Below are 16667 nucleotides of genomic sequence, written 5' to 3'. Positions count from 1 at the left end.
CGGCACCACTTCATGAGGATGTTCACAGGAAGGCGGAGAGATCGGGAAGCGTAACAGGCGTCTCGCTCCGCCGCCCTCGGTTCCAGGTTCCGAGGGGCTCGCCTCGGCGTGAACGGAGCGCTGCTCTAGCAGAATTCCCGGGCCGCGCGGCCCGGGAAGGCGAGCTCCGCCGACGCGGGGCGCCGCGCGGCGTTACCTTCGCGTCAGGTGCTCGCGGTAGCGCGTCGTGAGCTCCATCCAGCGCAGCGTGAGGATCGGCTCGCGCTCGAGCCGCTCCTGCCAGCTGCGGTCGACCGCCTTCCAGAGGTCCCGGTCGGCGATGCCGTGGCGCAGGAGCGCCCGGTCGAACAGGGAGGGCACGCCGAGCGAGGACTCGGCGCAGAGGGCCGCGTACTGCTCCAGGGTGAGCGAGGGCAGCCTGCGCCGCTTTCCCGTGAGGTCCCGCTCCGAGGCCGGCCCTGCGGCCGCGAGGTCCGAGGGCCCGCGCGCGGCGGGGGCGGCGCCGGCCTCGCCGGGAGGCCGCCGGGACGTGACCCCCGACCGCGCGCTGCCGCCGTCGAGGTGGAACGGCTCGGCCTCCGGCGGCATCTTGATGGAGGGCAGCGGCATGGCCCGCGGCACCTCGACCGGCTCGTCGGCCTCGTTCTCGGAGGAGCTGCCCGCGGATCGCGGCAGGGGGACGATCGCCGATCGGGGCGCCGCGACCGCGCGCCCCGGCGGCACGGACGACTCGGCCTCCCAGGCGCCGCGCGACGAGGGCGCGCGATCGCCGTCCGGCGCCGCGAACGACAGCACCGGACCAGCGTCGGTGATCTCCATCTGGAGGACGGTCCCACCCCCCGTGCCGCGGACGATGAGCCGATCCCCCGACGGGCCCGCCTCGATCTCGTAGCGCCGCCCGGACGAGAGGGTGACGACCGCTGCGGCGACCGGCGTGTCGCTCGCCGCGCCCGGCGAGCCGTTTTCCTGAAGGCGGGATGTTGACGGCTGCGGCGCGGGCTCGGTCGCGGTTGGATCCCCACTCATCGGCAGGTTTAACGTAACGCACCGGGCGCGGGCCCTGCGAGCGCTTTCTCGGCGGCCGGGGCTCGCCCACACGCTCGCACGACCCGCGCGCGCCAAGCGGAGCCGACCGCGGCGCCGCGCCCTGGCGGCCGAGGATGAGGGTGGTGGTGCTGGCTAGGTGGAGCTGATTACGGAGCACCACCCGCCTTCGCTTCGCACCACGCCGCGCGCTGCGCCCGCCCCGCCGCCGCGCAGGCAAGAGACGCAGACCGTCGCGTGGACTTAGAATTCTTCGCGATGATCCGTAATGCGATCCGAAGGTGTTCTGCTGACGTCCTTCGGCGTCGTTTCCACCTGGAGGAGCTGGACCTGTAGTAAGGCCGTTGGCCGATAACGCTGCCGAGCAAGGCCATGGGCCGACGGCTCTGGCAGAGGAAGGAGGTGTCATGGAGACGATCCGTCGCGCGCTTGCCCTGTTGCTCGCCGCGTGCACCGGTGGATGCGGGCTCCCCAACAGCGTCACACGAAGGGCGTGTGAGCAGCAATGCAACACCACGACGGAATCGGGCGTCTGCGTGTCCCTGTGTGGCCGGTGCCTCGGCGACTGCCTTCCCCTGCCCCCGGAGGGCTTCGACCGCCACGCGCTGCTCTGGGTCGGAGAGGCGCGCGAAGAGCCGGACTGCCCTCCTGAGGCCCCTGTCACCGTCTTCCTGGGTTATCTCGACCCTGACGTGCCGTTCGACTGCCTTCCGTGCTCGTGTACCGAGCCCACCTGCGGTCCGCCGGACGAGCTGCAGATCACCAGCTCGTCGACCTGTGATGGCGACGATCTCGCGCCCTACGACGCCCCGGACATCCTGAGCGGCGCCTGCGCCCCGCCCGGCGAGGCGCTGTCGAGGCACCGGAAGTCGCTCCTCGTCAGCCCACCCAAGGTGGGCGCGTGCGAGCCGTTCGTCGAGCCCCCTCCGGTGCTGCCCATCACCTTCTCGCCGTGGGAGCGCGCCGGGAAGGGGTGCGGGGGCGTGCTCCGCGAGTACACGTGCCACGATCCGTCGGCCGCCTGCGTGCCGGGCGACAAGACGGAGCTCTTTTCGCAGTGCATGCTGTACCTCGGCGACGGAGAGGTGACCTGCCCGCAGGAGTTCCCGGTTCAGCAGGTGCTCTACGGCAGGATGCTCGACGAACGCGGCTGCACACCGTGCACCTGCGGCCCTCCGACAGGCAGCGATTGCGCCATGGAGCTGCGCACCTATCGGGACGACGGGTGCAACGACCTGCTCTCTGCCAGCCGGGCGTCGCAGGACGCCGCGGCCTGCATCACGCCGGCGCCCGGGCCCGGCCCCCAGAGCATCAGGGCGACCTGGCACGCCAGCGTCCCCGGCAGCTGCGAGCCGGGCGGCGGGGAGCCCACAGGAGAGCTCGACGTGACCGCGAGGAGCATCTTTTGCTGCGCGACAGCCCCGGGCGCACCGGAGGAGTGACCGCCGCAAACAGAGCATCAGCATCGCCCTGAGCGCCCAGGTCCGGCATACCCTGAATCAATGTCAGGCCCCGTCAGAACAGAGGACGCTCGGGGGCGCATACACGGTGAAATCACGTGAAGTTTCGAACGATTACGCGCAACACCACGCAACTGCTGCGGATGAGCCTTGCCCGACAAAAGTCTCCTGTGGAAGAGAAATTGAAGAACGAAATCGCAATGCAGTCCACTCGCTGGATCGGACGCACAAAAAGCTTTACGCGCGCCGCGAAGCCGGTATCTACAGGAGCACGACGTGCTGATGATCACGTCGTGCTCGCCGTCCTCCGGACGGCGGAGGTGCGGTGAGGGGGACTCAGGATGATCCCGCGGGTGTCGGGATGCTGAGGAGGGGCCATATGACTCGGTACGGCGGCCGGACGGTGGCCAGGGGGGCGCTTCGGGTCGCGGCGTTCGCTCCGCGCAACGCGGCAGAGATGCCGCCTTAGACGGTGCGCCGATGCGACGCGCCGGTTGCGCCGCCACGCTGGTTGTCCTCCTGGCGACCTCCGCGGCGCGCGCGGATACGCCTCGGTCTGAACCGCAACGGAAGGCGCCTGTGGACGGTGACGCAATGCGCGGCGAGATCTTCGCGGCCCCGCTGCTCGCGGTGGGCCTCTTGCCCGCGCTCGGCGGCGGCGCGGGGCTCGGCACGACGTTCCGCGCGGCCGACCTGTCGATCGCCCTCGAGGCCCGCATGTTCACCTCGCTGGCCGACACCTTCGCCGAAGGCGTGCTCGTGCACGCGAGCCTCGCGATGCCGGCGCTCAGCGTGTGCGGGCACCGCGGGCCCCTTGCGGCGTGCGCCGTCTTCGACGCCGGGGAGCTGCAGATCGCGAGCGACCCGGGGATCGTCATCCAGTCGCGCAGGCCCTGGGTCAGCTCGATCGGCCTGCGGCTCGGCGGGGACTGGCGCTTCTCCGAGCGGGTGTCGCTGCGCGGGTTCGCCGAGCTGCACGCGCACTACAGCCGCCCGTCGGTCTGGGTGAACAACAAGGAGGTATGGCAGGTCCCGCCGGTCTCCGGGGTCGTCGGCGTGGGGCTCGTGCTCCCCCTCGGGCGCCTGTAGCGGAGGCGCCCGGGCCGCCGCTCCGGAGGGAGCGCGGCCGCTTCGATCCCCGATCCCTGCTGCCCTGCCTGCACGAGCGAGCCGGCCATCGCGCCGCAATGAGCACCATGTCGAGAACGTCAGCAAGAAACACCGGGGCGCCGCGCCGGACGCCGAGGGCCTCGGCGGGCCGGGCGCCGGCCCTGCTCATCGCGGCGGCCGCGGCCGTCCTCGCGCCGTGGCGCGCCGGCGCCGCGCCCCCGAAGGCCGCGATGCAGCTCGATTACCAGCGCGCCCCGGGGGCGGAGCGCTGCCCGCGCGAGGACCTGCTCCGCGAGGAGATGGCGCGGCAGCTCGGCTACGATCCGGTGCACCCCGAGGCCGCCATGCAAGCCAAGGCGCTCGTCTTCCGTGGGCCGGGCACGGAGCTGCACGCCACCATGGACGTCTACGACGCGGCGGGGCTCCTCACCTGGTCGCGTCACCTGGTCGCCTACAACGACGACTGCAGGGAGCTCGTCCTGAACATGGCCCTCGCGCTCCGCGTCGCGGTCGATCCGCGCCTGCGCGCGCAGCCCGAGCCAGCCCACGCCGCCCCGACCCCGCTCCCCTCCCCCGCGCCCGAGGCCGAGGCGCCGGCGGCGGCCCCCGCTCGCGCCGCGGGGCCCGGGATGCTCCTCGGGCTCGGGGTGGGCGCGGCGATCGGGGTGCTGCCGGCCGTGAGCCCGGGGCTCTCGCTGAGCGGCGCGATCCGTTACCCCTCGTTCTCGCTCGGCCTGGAGGGCAGCGTCCACGCGCCCGTCGAGCTGCGCATCGACAGGTTGGAGGTCGCCATGTTGTGGTTCGCGACGGCGAGCGCGGCGCCGTGCATCCACGACGAGAACCTGTTCGGCTGCGCGCTCGTGTCGCTCGGGGCCCTGGCGCGGATGGACGACAAGCGGACGCTCAGCTCCCCCAACCCGCAGATCTGGCTCGCCGTGGGCCCGCGCGCCGGCGTCGAGCTGCCGCTCTCCGAGCGGTTCGCCGTCCAGTTCCACGGGGACATCGCGCTTCGCCTGACGCCGCTCGACCTCTCGACCGCGGCGAGGGTCCTCTGGAGCTCGTCCACGTTCGGCGGGCACGCCGGGATCGCGCTGGTCATCGATCTCTCCCCCGCGCCGCGCGGGGCGACGGCGCCGCGCGCTCCTCGCGATCCGGGCGCGCCAGCGCCGCACTGACCAGCTTCGCGACGCAAGGTCGTTTTGCTCGAGGGGGGAATAGAGATGGGAGCTCCGTTACGCAAGAGCAAGAGCAGGTCCGTGGAACCTTCCCACGCCTTCATGGCGGCCGTCGCCGACGAGCACTTCGCGTTCATCGCCCGCTACCTCGCGCGCCTCGGCGTCCGCGCGCAGGACGTCGAGGACGTCGCCCAGGAGGTGCTGGCCGGCGCCTACCGCGCGCTGCCGCGCTTCGATCCGAGCCGGGGCAGCGTGCGGTCGTGGCTCATGGGCATCGCCACGCACCAGGCGTCGAACCACTTCCGGCGGGCCCACCGCCGGCGCGAGCGCCTCCGGCCGCTCGACGAGCTCGCGGCGCTGCCCGACGGCACGCCGGACTCCGAGCAGCGCGCCATCGCGAGGGACCGTCGCTGTGTGCTGGACAAGCTGCTCGAGGAGATGCCGTTCGAGCGCCGCACCGTGTTCGTCGCCCACGAGATCGAGGAGCTCGACATGGCCGACATCGCAGCGCAGCTCGCGATCCCGCTGAGCACCGCGTGGAGCCGGCACCGGCTCGCCTGGAGCGACATCGAGGCGTCGGTGCGGCGGTGGCAGGCGCGGCAGCGCGGCCGCGGGCTCGCGATGCTGCCCTTCAGCGCCGGCGCGCTCGTGCAGGAGGCGCGCGCCGAGCGGGAGGCCGCGGGCGCGTTGCTCGAGAGGCTGTACCGCCGCGCCCTCGACGCGCTCTCGCTGCGCCGGCTCGCCTGTCGCGTCGACGCGATCTGGCGCGCCCGCGCGGCCGTCGCCCTGCACGCCGCCGCGGCCGCGGCGGGTGTCGCGATCGCCGCCGCGATCGCGCTGAGCGCGCGGTCCGCCGCGCCGCCGCCGACGTCGGGCGGGCGCGCGGCCACGCCCGCGCTCGCCATGGCCGCCGTCGCGCCACAGCCCGCGCCAGCAGCGCTGCCGCCCGCTGCGGCAGCGCCGCCGCCCGCGCCAGCAGCGCCGCCGCCCGCTGCGGCAGCGCCGCCGCCCGCGCTAGCAGCACCGCCGCTCCCGGGCGCCGCTGCACCGGCCGCCGTGCCGGGGGACGATCGCGCAGCGGGCGCCGCCGGCGCCTTCACCCCGCGGGCCTCGGGCGCCGCGCTCCCCGCGTCCGGAGCCGCAGCACGTCCGGCCCTCGGCGCGTCCGCGCGCCCCTCGCCCGCCGCCGTCGCCGCGCGGCGCCCGAAGCCCGGGGAGGACCGGGAGATCGCCGCGGAGCGCGCCCTCATCGACGGCGCGATCGAGGCCCTCTCGAGCGGCCGTCACGCGGAGGCGAACCGCCGCCTCGCCGAGCACGCCCGGAGGTTCCCCGCGGGCCGCCTCGCCGCCGAGCGCAACGCGGCCCTGCGCGTGCTCCGCGGCAGGCTCGCGCGCTGATCAGGCCGCCGCCTCCAGGCCGCGCCAGCGCCACGCGCACGTCCACGGCGCTCCGGTGAAGGGATCACGGCAATCGCGCGCGCAACAGAAGCAGCCGATCGTTCTTCATCACCCGACTGCTTTTTTTGAGATGGGAGCTCGGCTCCTCCTAATTAAGCGAGCATGGGACAACCGCACCGCGCTTCCGCGCCGTCGATGCCGCTGGACAGGCAGCGCGCCTTCGTCCGGCTCTTTCGGGGAAAGACCTACGACTCCGTCTGGAACTGGCTCAGGCGGCTCGGCGTCCCACGCCGCGACCGGCGAGACATCCTTCAGGACGTCTTCCTCGCAGGATACGAGAGCTTCCCCACGTACGATCCGCTCCGCGCGCGGCCGGAGCGGTGGCTCAACCGGATCACCGTGCACGTGGCCGCACATTACCGGGACCGGGCGCACCACCGGCGCGAGGAGCTGTCCGCCGGCCGCCCGCCGCGCGTCGCCGACGAGCGCCCGAGCGCCGAGGACCAGATCGACGCGGAGCAGACTCGCTCGCTCGTCCTCTCGCGGCTCACGTCGCTGGACGCCGACGTGCGGAGGATCCTCATCGAGCACGACATCGACGGCGTACCGATGGCGACGGTCGCCGAGCAGCACGGGATCCCGCTCTCGACGGCCTACAAGTGGCGCGCGCGCGCGATCGGCGCGCTGCGCGCGCTCGTCGAGGAGCCCCGCGCCGAGCGCAGGCGGAAGGGACCGCCGCGCGCCCCCGGCCGCGATCCGCGGGAGCGGGCCGCCCCGCGGCCGGCGGCGCCGCCGGCGCGCCCCGCCGCCCCGGAGCGGATCGCGGCGCCCTGCCGCCCGCCGGCCGGCCGGGCGCCGCGACGGCGGGGGATGGACGCAGGGCCGGCCCACCCGCCGGCCGGCCCGTGAGCGGCGGCGACAGGCCGGCGTGCGAGGCCCCCCGACCGCGGCCGCGCGCTCGAAATCTACAGGGTGACCGTAACCCGATCGGCGGATCGTGATGACCGGAGCGGCACGAGGAAAGCAGGGACGTTCTACGGGCGGGTGGTCGGGGCAACTCCCGTCGCGCTATGCTGGCCGTCCCAACGATGTACTACTCGACCGACGACCTTCGTATTGCAGGGCTGAGGCCCTTGATTCCCCCCGCCATCCTTATCGAGGAGATCCCGGTCAGCCCCGAGGCCTCCGAGACGGTCGCGCTCGCCCGCAAGGCCGCTGAGCGCGTGATCACGGGCGAGGACGACCGGATTATCGTGGTGGTGGGCCCCTGTTCCATCCACGACCCCAAGGCTGCCCTGGAGTACGCGGCGCAGCTCCGGGAGGCGCGCGATCGCCTGAGCGACGATCTGCACGTGATCATGCGCGTGTATTTCGAGAAGCCGCGCACGACGGTCGGCTGGAAGGGGCTGATCAACGATCCCAACCTCGACGGCAGCTTCTCCATCAACAAGGGGCTCCGCGTCGCCCGCGGCCTGCTCCGCGACATCGCCGAGCTCGGCCTCGCGAGCGGGACCGAGTTCCTCGACACGATCACGCCGCAGTACATCGCCGACTTCATCGCCTGGGGGGCGATCGGCGCGCGCACGACGGAGAGCCAGGTCCACCGCGAGCTCGCCTCGGGGCTCTCGTGCCCCGTGGGCTTCAAGAACAGCACGGAGGGGGACGTCCAGGTCGCTGTCGACGCGGTCCGGGCCGCGCGCGAGGCGCACCATTTCCTGTCCGTCACCAAGCAGGGCATCTCCGCGATCGTGGCGACCCGCGGCAACTCGGCGTGCCACGTGATCCTGCGCGGCTCGCAGCGCGGCCCCAACTACGCGCCCGAGCACGTCCGGGAGGCGGCCGAGCGCCTGACGAAGGCGGGCCTGCCCCGCCGGCTGATGGTCGACTGCAGCCACGGCAACAGCCAGAAGGACCCGTCGCGCCAGCGCGGCGTCGCCGAGAGCCTCGCCGATCAGCTGCGCTCCGGCTCGCGCGACATCCTCGGCGTCATGATCGAGAGCCACCTCGTGGGCGGACGGCAGGACCTCGCGCCGGGCAAGCTCCCCGTCTACGGCCAGAGCATCACGGACGCGTGCCTCGGCTGGAGCGACACCGTGCCGGTGCTCGAGCTGCTCGCGCAGGCCGTGCGCGACCGCCGGGCCAGCAAGGCCGCGTGACCGCCGCGCCGCCCTGAGCGAGGGGCGCGCTCCCCCCGGGACGAAAAGCCCGCGCGCCCTGCGCCCCGCTCCATCCTGCGCCGCGCCGCCGTCACACCTGCCGTGCCGGCGGGCGATGCGCTATGCAGCCGGGAGCCCCGGAGGGATCGATCATTCTCTCGGAAATCCTCATCATCCTGGCGCTCGTGCTCGTGAACGGCGTCTTCTCGGGCGCCGAGATCGCGGTCGTCACGCTCCGCAAGACGCGGCTCGAGCAGCTCGTGCAGTCGGGCAGCCGCCGGGCGCGCGCGGTCAAGCGGCTCCGGGAGAGCCCGGAGCGGTTCCTCGCCACCGTGCAGATCGGCATCACCGTGGTCGGCGCCACGGCGAGCGCCTTCGGCGGGTCGACCCTGGCGCAGGACATCGCGCCGCTGCTCCGCGCCGTCCCCTGGCTCGAGGACGCGGCCGACGAGCTCGCGCTCGCCGCGGTCGTCGTGCTCGTCTCGTTCCTCTCGCTCGTCCTCGGCGAGCTCGTCCCGAAGTCGCTCGCGCTCCGCTCGTCCGAGCGGTACGCGCTGCTCGTCGCCCCGCCGCTCCGCGGGCTGTCATCGCTCGCCCGCCCGCTCGTCTGGCTGCTCACGGCGAGCTCGAACCTGGTGCTGCGGCTCTTCGGCGACCGCACGAACTTCGTCGAGGCGCGCATCTCGCCCGAGGAGATCCAGCAGATCGTCGACGAGGCCGCCGAGGCCGGCTCGGTCGACAAACGCGCCGGCGAGATCGCCTCCCGCGCCATCGACTTCGCCGAGCTCACCGCCCTCCAGGTGATGCTCCCCCGCGTCCGGGTCGTCGCGATCCCGCGCGCGGCGACGGCCGAGGAGGTCCAGCGCGCCGTGCTGGACCACGGCCACACGCGGCTGCCGGTCTACGAGGGGTCGATCGACGACGTGATCGGCTACGTCACGGTGCAGGACGTGCTCTCGCTGCTCTGGGGCGGCGGGGAGTTCTCGATCCAGAGCATCCTCCGGCCGGCCTACTTCGTGGTCGGGTCGATGCCGGCGGTCGACCTCCTGCACGAGATGAAGCGGCGCCGGCTCCAGCTGGCCATCGTCGTCGACGAGCAAGGCGGCATGATCGGCATCATCACGATGGAGGACCTCGTCGAGGAGCTCGTCGGCGAGATCTTCGCCGAGCACGAGACGCCGCCCGCGGCGACGATCCGCCGCGATCCGGACGGGTCGGCGCTCGTGCCGGGCGACATGCCGGTCCACGAGGTGAGCCGGCAGCTCGCCATCGCGCTGCCGGACGACGACCGCTGGTCCACGGTCGCCGGCCTCTGCATGGGGCTCGCGCGGCGCATCCCCGCGCCCGGCGACGTGCTGACGACGCCGGACGGCGCCGAGATCCACATCGTCGACGCGAGCCCGCGGCAGGTCCGCGCCGTGCGGATCCACGTGCCGCCACCGCCCCCCGCGGAGCCGGGCGACGAGGAGCCGCCCAGCCAGGCCTGAGCCGCGCGCCCGGGGCTGCCGGGCAGCAGCGAGGCGCCGCGCGCCGCGTCACGGCGCCGCGCGGCCGCGCGTCACGGGGCCGCGAGCGGGGGCGCCGCGCCGGACGGCAGCGCAGCGCCGCGCGCCCGCTGGAAGTAGTCGACGACCACGTAGCGCCGCGCGAGGAGCCCGAAGACGAGGGCGGCGATCATGATCAGCGCCGCGAAGAAGAGGAACTGCATCGGGCCCGTGAAGACGTTGAGCGCCGCGACGCCGGCGGTGATCAGGTTGCCGACCGCCACCGTCGTGTTCCACACGCTCATGATCGTGCTCTTCATCTCGCGCGGGGCCTGGGAGTAGGCGAACTCGAGGCCGGTCGTGGACACCAGCACCTCGGCGAGCGTGATCAGCACGTAGGGCCCGGCCTGCCAGAGCACGCTGAGCCGGCCGCCGGAGGTCATCGCGGCCTCGATGGCGGCGACGGCGACGAACGCGAGCCCGGCGATCGCCATGCCCGCGGTCATGCGGCCGAGCGCCGTGAGCCGGACCCCGCGGCGCTCGAGCGCCGGGTAGAGGATCATCGTGTTGAAGGGGATGATCAGCATCACGAGGAGCGGGTTCAGCGCCATGATCTGCGCGGGCGCGAGGGTGCGGCCGAGCACCTCGAGGTCCATGCGGGTCGCCTGGACCACCCAGGTGGACCCCTTCTGGTCGAACAGGGCCCAGAACACCGGGACCGGGGCGAAGATCGTCATCAGCCGCAGGACGGCCTTGGCGCCCTCGATCGCGCCCTCCGGGTGCCTCCCCCGCGCGGCGTCGAGGAAGTGCCCGCGCCCGGCAGGCGGCGCGCCGGCGCGACGGCCCCGCAGCGCGTCCCACAGGACGCGCAGGAACGCGTGGGGGTTCTCGCCGGTCGGCGGCACGTGGACATACCTGTCGCGGCCCATCCAGAACACGACCGTCGCGATCAGCATGAGCGCGCCCGGGATCCCGAACGCCACCGTCGGCCCGAACCACTCCAGCGTCTTCGGGATCAGCGCCGAGGCGAAGAACGAGCCGAAGTTGATGATCCAGTAGAAGAGCGCGAAGACGTGCTTGACGAGGTGCTTGTTCTCCTCGGTGAACTGATCCCCGACGTGGGCCGAGACGCAGGGCTTGATCCCGCCCGAGCCGAGGGCGATGAGCCCGAGCCCCACGTAGAAGCCGGTCGGGTGCTCCTCGAAGATCGCGAGGCAGGCGTGCCCTGCGCAGTACACGAGAGAGAGCCAGAGGATCGTCCGGTACTTGCCGAAGAAGCGATCGGACAGGAACCCCCCGAGCAGCGGGAACAGATAGCAGGCGCTCACGAACAGGTGGTAGTTGGCGCTCGCCACATGCTTGTGAAGCAGCATGTAATTGATCATGAAGAACGTTAAGATGTTCTTCATGCCATAGAAGCTGAAGCGCTCGCACGCCTCGTTTCCGATGATGTACTTGATCTGCGGGGGGAACTTGCTCGTGCTCGCAGCGGTTCGCGTCATGGCAGGCCCTCGGTCGCGCGCCCGGCGCGTCGTAGACTGGCGCCGCGGCCCGGGCAATCGCCGCCGCTCCGGCTGATTTCCCTGCGGTCGCCGCGCCCACACGCGGCGCCGCCGCGGCCCAACTTGCCCGGTGCGAAATGCCCCGCTGCGGCGCGACGCCGCGGCGGCGCGCCCCCTCGCCCGCGCCGCGACGGCGAATCAACGGGTACAGGCGTTGCTTGACAGGACATCGAGGATCGTCGAGCAGGCATCGAGGGGTCTCTCGACCGAGCGAGCCGGGCAGAAGCGCCCGGCGCGCGGGGTCGCCGGCATCTCCCGCTCCAGAAGCGCCGCTCGCGCGCCTCCAGGAGCGAGACACCATGAAGTGGTCATTCAGGGTCGCCCGGGTCGCCGGGATCGATGTCAACGTGCACGCGACGTTCGGCCTCATCGTCGCGCTCGGGGCGCTGCAGTGGAGCGGCCGCCACGGCGGCCAGGGCGCGCTGTTCGGCGTCGCGCTGACGCTGGCGCTCTTCGCCTGCGTGGCGATGCACGAGCTCGGTCACAGCCTCGTGGCCAGGCGCTTCGGGCTCACGGTGCGCGAGATCGTGCTCCTGCCCATCGGCGGCGTCGCGATGCTCACGGGCCGGCCGAAGAAGCCGCTCCACGAGCTCTTGATCGCGCTCGCGGGCCCCGCGGTGAACGTGGTCCTGGCCGGCGTGCTCCTCGCCGTGGGCGCGTCGCTCGGCCTCCTGTCGGGGCCGCCCGCCCTCGGCGCGGACGCGGCCCCCTCGCCCTCGACGGCGCTCGCCTGGCTCCTCGGCGCCAACGTGGCGCTCGCGGTGTTCAACATGATCCCCGCCCTGCCCCTCGACGGCGGGCGCGTGCTCCGGGCCGGGCTCGCCATGGCGATCGGCCCCGCGCGCGCCACGGCCGCGGCCGCCTCGATCGGGCAGGCCATCGCCGTCCTGCTGTTCGCCGGCGCCGTGCTCTCGGGCCACCTCGTGCTCGCCTTCATCTCGGTGTTCGTGTTCCTCGGCGCCACGCAGGAGCGGACGGCGGAGCGCGCGGCCTCGGTCCTCGGCGGCGTCCCCGTCGGGCGCGCGTACAACCGCCGCGCGATCGTCCTGTCGCCCTGCGATCGGGTGAGCGACGCCGCCGAGCACATCCTCACGACCTACCAGACCGACTTCGCGGTCCTGCTCGACGCCTCGCCGATCGGCGTGGTGACGCGCGCCGACGTGGTCCGCGCGCTCGCCGAAGGTGGGGGGAGCGCCTACGTTGCCGGCGTCATGCGGCGCGAGGTCGTCCGCGTGGACGCGGATCGCTCGCTCGACGAGGTGCTGCGGATCATGTCCGAGAGGAATACCCCGGTGGTCGCGGTGTACGACGGGGAGAGATACCTGGGCCTCGTCAGCCAGGACGACATCGCCGAGGCGCTCACGCTGCTCCAGTTCCTGCCGACCTCGACGCGCTACGGCACGGCGTCGCCGGCGGCGCGGCGCGCCGAGGACATGATGTAAGGCGAGCGGACGACAGCGACGCGAGCCTGACGCGCGCGCGCGTCGCGACGGGCGCGGCGCGCGCGGCGGCGCCGCCGCCGCCGCCGCCGCGAGGATTGACAGCGTAGAAGGCCATCGGCGTATCCTCACCGGTAGCTCCTCGTTACGATCCCCGTCGCCGGCAGCGCTGCTCTGCCGAGGGAAGGTTCATGGAAAAGCTAGGTTCGCGCTTCAGGATCGCGCCGTCGTACACCCTGCTCTGGCTCGCCGCGGCGGCGCTCGTCGCGCCATCGTGCTCGGACGGCGGCCCCACCACGCCCGCGTGCGAAGCGCCGAGCACACAGTGCGACGGCGTCTGCGTCGACGCGAGCGTGGACCCGAACAACTGCGGCGCGTGCGGCACGACGTGCTCGAGCGGAGAGACCTGCAGCGCCGGCGTCTGCGTCGCGGGCTGCGAGGACGGCCAGGCGGCGTGCGGCGGCGAGTGCGTCGACCTCGACACCGAGGAGGCGCACTGCGGCAGCTGTGACGCCGCCTGCGAGGACGGCGAGACGTGTGTGGCCGGAGAGTGCCAGGCGGCCGGCTGTCCCCAGGGCCAGGCCGAGTGCGGCGGCGAGTGCGTGAGCACCGCCTCGAACCCCGACCATTGCGGCGAGTGCGACCGCGCGTGCGACGAGGGCCAGACCTGCGAGGCCGGCGCCTGCAACGACGGCGAGTGCTCCGAGGGGCTCACCAACTGCGACCGGGCGTGCGTCGACACCACGGTCGACGAGCAGCACTGCGGCGGCTGCGGCCAGGCGTGCGCCGCGGGGCAGACCTGCGAGGCCGGCGAGTGCGAGGACGGCTGCGAGCCCGGGCTCACCGCCTGCGGCGAGGCCTGCGTCGACGTCCAGACGGACGGGGAGCACTGCGGCGCCTGCGACGAGGCGTGCGGCGCCCTGCAGGTCTGCCAGGCCGGCGCGTGCGCGTGCACCGTGAGCCCGGGCCAGGACCTCGGCAGCACCGTGCCCCAGTTCGTGAACAGCTCGACGATCGGCGCCCCGAGCACGTACTCCCCCTCCTGCGTGGCCACGAGCGCGAACGAGCGCATCTTCTCGTTCACGGCGGCCACCGCGGGCGTCTACTCCTTCGACACCAGCAACTCCGGCTACAACACCGTCGTCGCGCTGCTCGACGCGGCGGGCTGCTCCGAGCTCGCCTGCAACGCCGATCCGGGCGCGGCGCGCGTCACCCGCGACCTCGGGGCGAACCAGACCGTGTACGTCGTCGTCGACGGCGCCGACGGCGAGACCGGCGCCTTCGAGCTGGAGATCACGCGCGCCAGCGCGCCGAGCTGCCCCGCGGGCGAGCTCACGTCCTCGGTGCCGCAGACGATCACCGGCAGCACGGCCGGCCGGCCCAACAGCGTGCGGCCGACGGTGACGACGGAGTGCCCGTCGTCGTCCACCGCGCCGGACGCGGGGTACTCGTTCACGGCGCCGGTCGCCGGCGACTATGTGTTCGACACGCTCGGCTCCTCGTTCGACACGGTCCTCCACATCCACGACGCGACGTGCGGCGGGCGGCAGCTCGCGTGCAACGACGACACGCGGGTCGAGCAGTCGGAGGTCACGGTGACGCTCGCCGCGGGGCAGACGGTCGTGGCCGTGGTCGACGGCTCCGGGACCAGGTCGGGCGCGTTCACCCTCAACGTCCGGCGGGCCGTCCCGCCGCTGACGTGCGACGGCTCGGGCGCCTGCGGTGACGACCGATCGGGGTGCCTCGGGTGCGCGCTCGACGGCAACTGCCGCGACGAGTTCGACACCTGCGTGGACGACGACGCCTGCGTGAACTACGTGGACTGCTATGTCGTGTGCGAGACGGACGCCTGCCGGCAGGGCTGCTCGACGCGCAACCCGGCCGGCGCCGCGCTCTTCGGCGCGCTCGAAACGTGCATGTACTGCGACGAGTGCCCGATCGACTGCGCCGGCGAGCGCGACATCACGTGCCCGTGAGCGCGCGGGGCAAATAGAAAAGGAGCGCTGCTCGTGGTAGGTACGACGCGATGCAGCGCATCCTCCACGGCCATTTCTGGACGATCGCTCCCTGGGTCAAGCATCAGCTCCTCGCCCCGCAGCTCCCCCCGTCGTCCCCCTTCTCGGTCCACGTCGATGACGCCGCGGACGGGCCCGTCCGGCTGCTCGGCAAGATCCGTCACCGGGACGACACGCGCTCGATCCTCGTCGTCGTCCATGGCCTCGGCGGGACGGTCGAGAGCCATTATGTGATGGAGGCCGCCGCGCGGGCCGAGCGCACCGGGCTCGCGTGCCTGCGCCTCAACCTGCGCGGCGCCGGGGGCGACGGGGCCGGCATCTACCACGCAGGCCTGTACTCCGATCTGCACGCCGCCATCACCTCCCCCGAGCTCGATCGGTACGAGCGCGTGGTCGTGCTCGGCTACTCGCTCGGCGGGCACATCGCCCTCCGGTACGCCGCCTCCGGCGCGATCGACGCGCGCGTCCGCGCCGTGGCCGCGATCTGCCCGCCGCTCGATCTCGAGCGGACGGTCACCGCCATCGACCGGCCCGAGCGCTGGGTGTACCGAAGGCACGTGATGTCGGGGCTCAAGGAGATGTACAGCGCCGTCGCGTCGCGCCGGGCCGTGCCGCTGCCCCTGCGCGAGGCGCTCGCGATCCGCACGATCCGCGAGTGGGACCGCCGCATCATGACGCGCTGGTTCGGCTACGAGAGCGCGGAGGTGTACTACGCCCGCGAGAGCGCCGCCCCGCGCCTGCGCGATCTGGCGGTCCCGTCGCTGCTCGTCGCGGCGGAGGCCGACCCGATGGTGCCGCTCGACACGGTGCTGCCCGCGCTCGAGGCCCACCCGCGCTCGCCGCTGCTCGAGGTCCAGTGGCTCCGGCGCGGCGGGCACGTGGGGTTCCCGCAGACGCTGAGCCTCGGGTTCGGGACCGTGCCAGGCCTGGAGTCCCAGGTCATCCACTGGCTCGGTCGGCACTGACGGACTGGAGAGCCCCCCCGGCCGCGGCAGCGGACCGGAGAGACCCCCCGGCCGCGGCAGCGGACCGGAGAGAATAAACGTCGACGTCCACCCCCGGGCTGTACAGCACGTGCGGCGCGCCCTCGGGCGCCGGCAAGCCGGCCGCGGCCACGACGGTCTCCTCCACCTCGAGCACCTCGGCCCGGTGGAGCGGATACGGCACGTGGTGCACCTGCCCGACCTGAAGGCCGCGCGGGCTCGCGGCGAAGAGCAGGTACCGCTCGGCCAGGAAATGCTCGAAGGTCCCGGGCGCCGCGGCGCCGAGGGGCGCGCCGACGCGGTAACGCGCCTGAAACCGCGCGGGCACGGGGCCGGGCCAGCGCCGCTCGCTGCGGTAGCGGACCTCGCCGCCCCCCGCCTCGATGTCCATCGAGGCGTAGTGGTAGGGCAGGTGCCAGCCGGCCCGGGCCACGAGGACCGCGAGGGCCTTCGCCGCGTCCAGGCTGAAGAACCACACCCCCGGATCCCGGCCGCCCGCGTGCACGTAGGTGCGGACGTTGAGCTCGTGGAAGTTCGAGATCCCCGGCACGCTCGGCGACCACCACGGGCTGACGTCGCGCATGGTGAAGGCGACGACGCCGACATAGGCCCTGCCCTCGAAGGTGTCGAGTTCGAGCTCGGCCGGCACCACGGCCCGCAGGGCCGGGAGCGGCGTCTCCCAGTGGAGGAAGAGCAGCTGTCGCCAGCGCTGGAAGCCCGCGGGGCGCCCCGCGGGGCGAAACAAGGGAGCGAGTCGGTCCACGGCGGCCCCAGCGTAAGGCACGGCCGCGAAAAGATCCCCCCTCGCGGCGGGCGACCGCATGGGGATATCCTGCGCGCA

Annotated in this window: 14 protein-coding genes; 11 read left to right on the top strand and 3 right to left on the bottom strand. The window is 73.2% G+C overall.

What is annotated here, in order from left to right; genetic code table 11:
* Nucleotides 1-192: 192 nt before the first annotated feature.
* Nucleotides 193-1026 carry a hypothetical protein gene (locus WMF43_RS13835; RefSeq protein WP_437680525.1) on the bottom strand — a complete coding sequence of 278 codons (834 nt, stop codon included), beginning with the start codon at nt 1024-1026 and terminating at the stop codon, nt 193-195.
* A 425-nt stretch (nt 1027-1451) separates the two neighbouring features.
* On the opposite strand from WMF43_RS13835, the gene WMF43_RS13830 reads away from it, so the two are divergent.
* The 8 genes from WMF43_RS13830 (at nt 1452) to WMF43_RS13795 (ending at nt 9830) form a co-directional block, all read left to right on the top strand.
* Nucleotides 1452-2486 carry a hypothetical protein gene (locus WMF43_RS13830; RefSeq protein WP_437680523.1) on the top strand — a complete coding sequence of 345 codons (1035 nt, stop codon included), beginning with the start codon at nt 1452-1454 and terminating at the stop codon, nt 2484-2486.
* A gap of 116 nt (nt 2487-2602) precedes the next feature.
* Complete coding sequence (locus tag WMF43_RS13825) at nt 2603-2833, top strand: hypothetical protein (protein WP_437680521.1); 231 nt, start codon at nt 2603-2605, stop codon at nt 2831-2833.
* 250 nt (nt 2834-3083) lie between these two features.
* Nucleotides 3084-3593, top strand: coding sequence for a hypothetical protein (locus tag WMF43_RS13820; protein WP_437680520.1), 510 nt, complete (start codon nt 3084-3086; stop codon nt 3591-3593).
* A 107-nt stretch (nt 3594-3700) separates the two neighbouring features.
* Nucleotides 3701-4789, top strand: coding sequence for a hypothetical protein (locus tag WMF43_RS13815; protein ID WP_437680518.1), 1089 nt, complete (start codon nt 3701-3703; stop codon nt 4787-4789).
* An 81-nt stretch (nt 4790-4870) separates the two neighbouring features.
* Nucleotides 4871-6187 (top strand): RNA polymerase sigma factor, encoded by a 1317-nt coding sequence (locus WMF43_RS13810; protein ID WP_437680516.1) that lies wholly within the window; start codon nt 4871-4873, stop codon nt 6185-6187.
* Between the two features lie 162 nt (nt 6188-6349).
* Nucleotides 6350-7096 carry an RNA polymerase sigma factor gene (locus tag WMF43_RS13805; protein WP_437680514.1) on the top strand — a complete coding sequence of 249 codons (747 nt, stop codon included), beginning with the start codon at nt 6350-6352 and terminating at the stop codon, nt 7094-7096.
* Nucleotides 7097-7275: 179 nt separating this feature from the next.
* Nucleotides 7276-8343: a 3-deoxy-7-phosphoheptulonate synthase gene (locus WMF43_RS13800; protein WP_437680513.1), complete on the top strand. Its 1068-nt coding sequence runs from the start codon at nt 7276-7278 to the stop codon at nt 8341-8343.
* Nucleotides 8344-8465: 122 nt separating this feature from the next.
* Nucleotides 8466-9830, top strand: coding sequence for a hemolysin family protein (locus tag WMF43_RS13795; RefSeq protein ID WP_437680511.1), 1365 nt, complete (start codon nt 8466-8468; stop codon nt 9828-9830).
* Nucleotides 9831-9901: 71 nt separating this feature from the next.
* Here the strand turns inward: WMF43_RS13795 and WMF43_RS13790 are convergent, their stop codons facing one another.
* On the bottom strand, nt 9902-11329 hold the full coding sequence (locus tag WMF43_RS13790) for a POT family MFS transporter (RefSeq protein ID WP_437680509.1): 1428 nt from the start codon (nt 11327-11329) through the stop codon (nt 9902-9904).
* 359 nt (nt 11330-11688) lie between these two features.
* On the opposite strand from WMF43_RS13790, the gene WMF43_RS13785 reads away from it, so the two are divergent.
* From WMF43_RS13785 to WMF43_RS13775, 3 genes are all read left to right on the top strand, one after another.
* The gene (locus WMF43_RS13785; RefSeq protein ID WP_437680507.1) at nt 11689-12831 is read left to right on the top strand and encodes a site-2 protease family protein; all 1143 of its coding nucleotides are present in this window, start codon (nt 11689-11691) and stop codon (nt 12829-12831) included.
* Nucleotides 12832-13019: 188 nt separating this feature from the next.
* Nucleotides 13020-14804, top strand: a complete 1785-nt coding sequence (locus WMF43_RS13780) for an MXAN_6577-like cysteine-rich protein (protein WP_437680505.1) — start codon at nt 13020-13022, stop codon at nt 14802-14804.
* Between the two features lie 50 nt (nt 14805-14854).
* Nucleotides 14855-15808, top strand: coding sequence for a YheT family hydrolase (locus WMF43_RS13775; RefSeq protein WP_437680503.1), 954 nt, complete (start codon nt 14855-14857; stop codon nt 15806-15808).
* Here the strand turns inward: WMF43_RS13775 and WMF43_RS13770 are convergent.
* A complete protein-coding gene (locus tag WMF43_RS13770; protein ID WP_437680501.1) occupies nt 15783-16589 on the bottom strand; it encodes a YqjF family protein in 807 nt (268 codons plus the stop codon). The genes WMF43_RS13775 and WMF43_RS13770 overlap by 26 nt on opposite strands.
* Nucleotides 16590-16667 lie beyond the last annotated feature (78 nt).

Source organism: Sorangium sp. So ce131, from assembly GCF_051519095.1.
Taxonomy (GTDB): domain Bacteria; phylum Myxococcota_A; class Polyangia; order Polyangiales; family Polyangiaceae; genus Sorangium.
The sequence above is the reverse complement of the archived record's forward strand: the minus strand, read 5'-3'. Positions and strand labels throughout refer to the sequence as shown.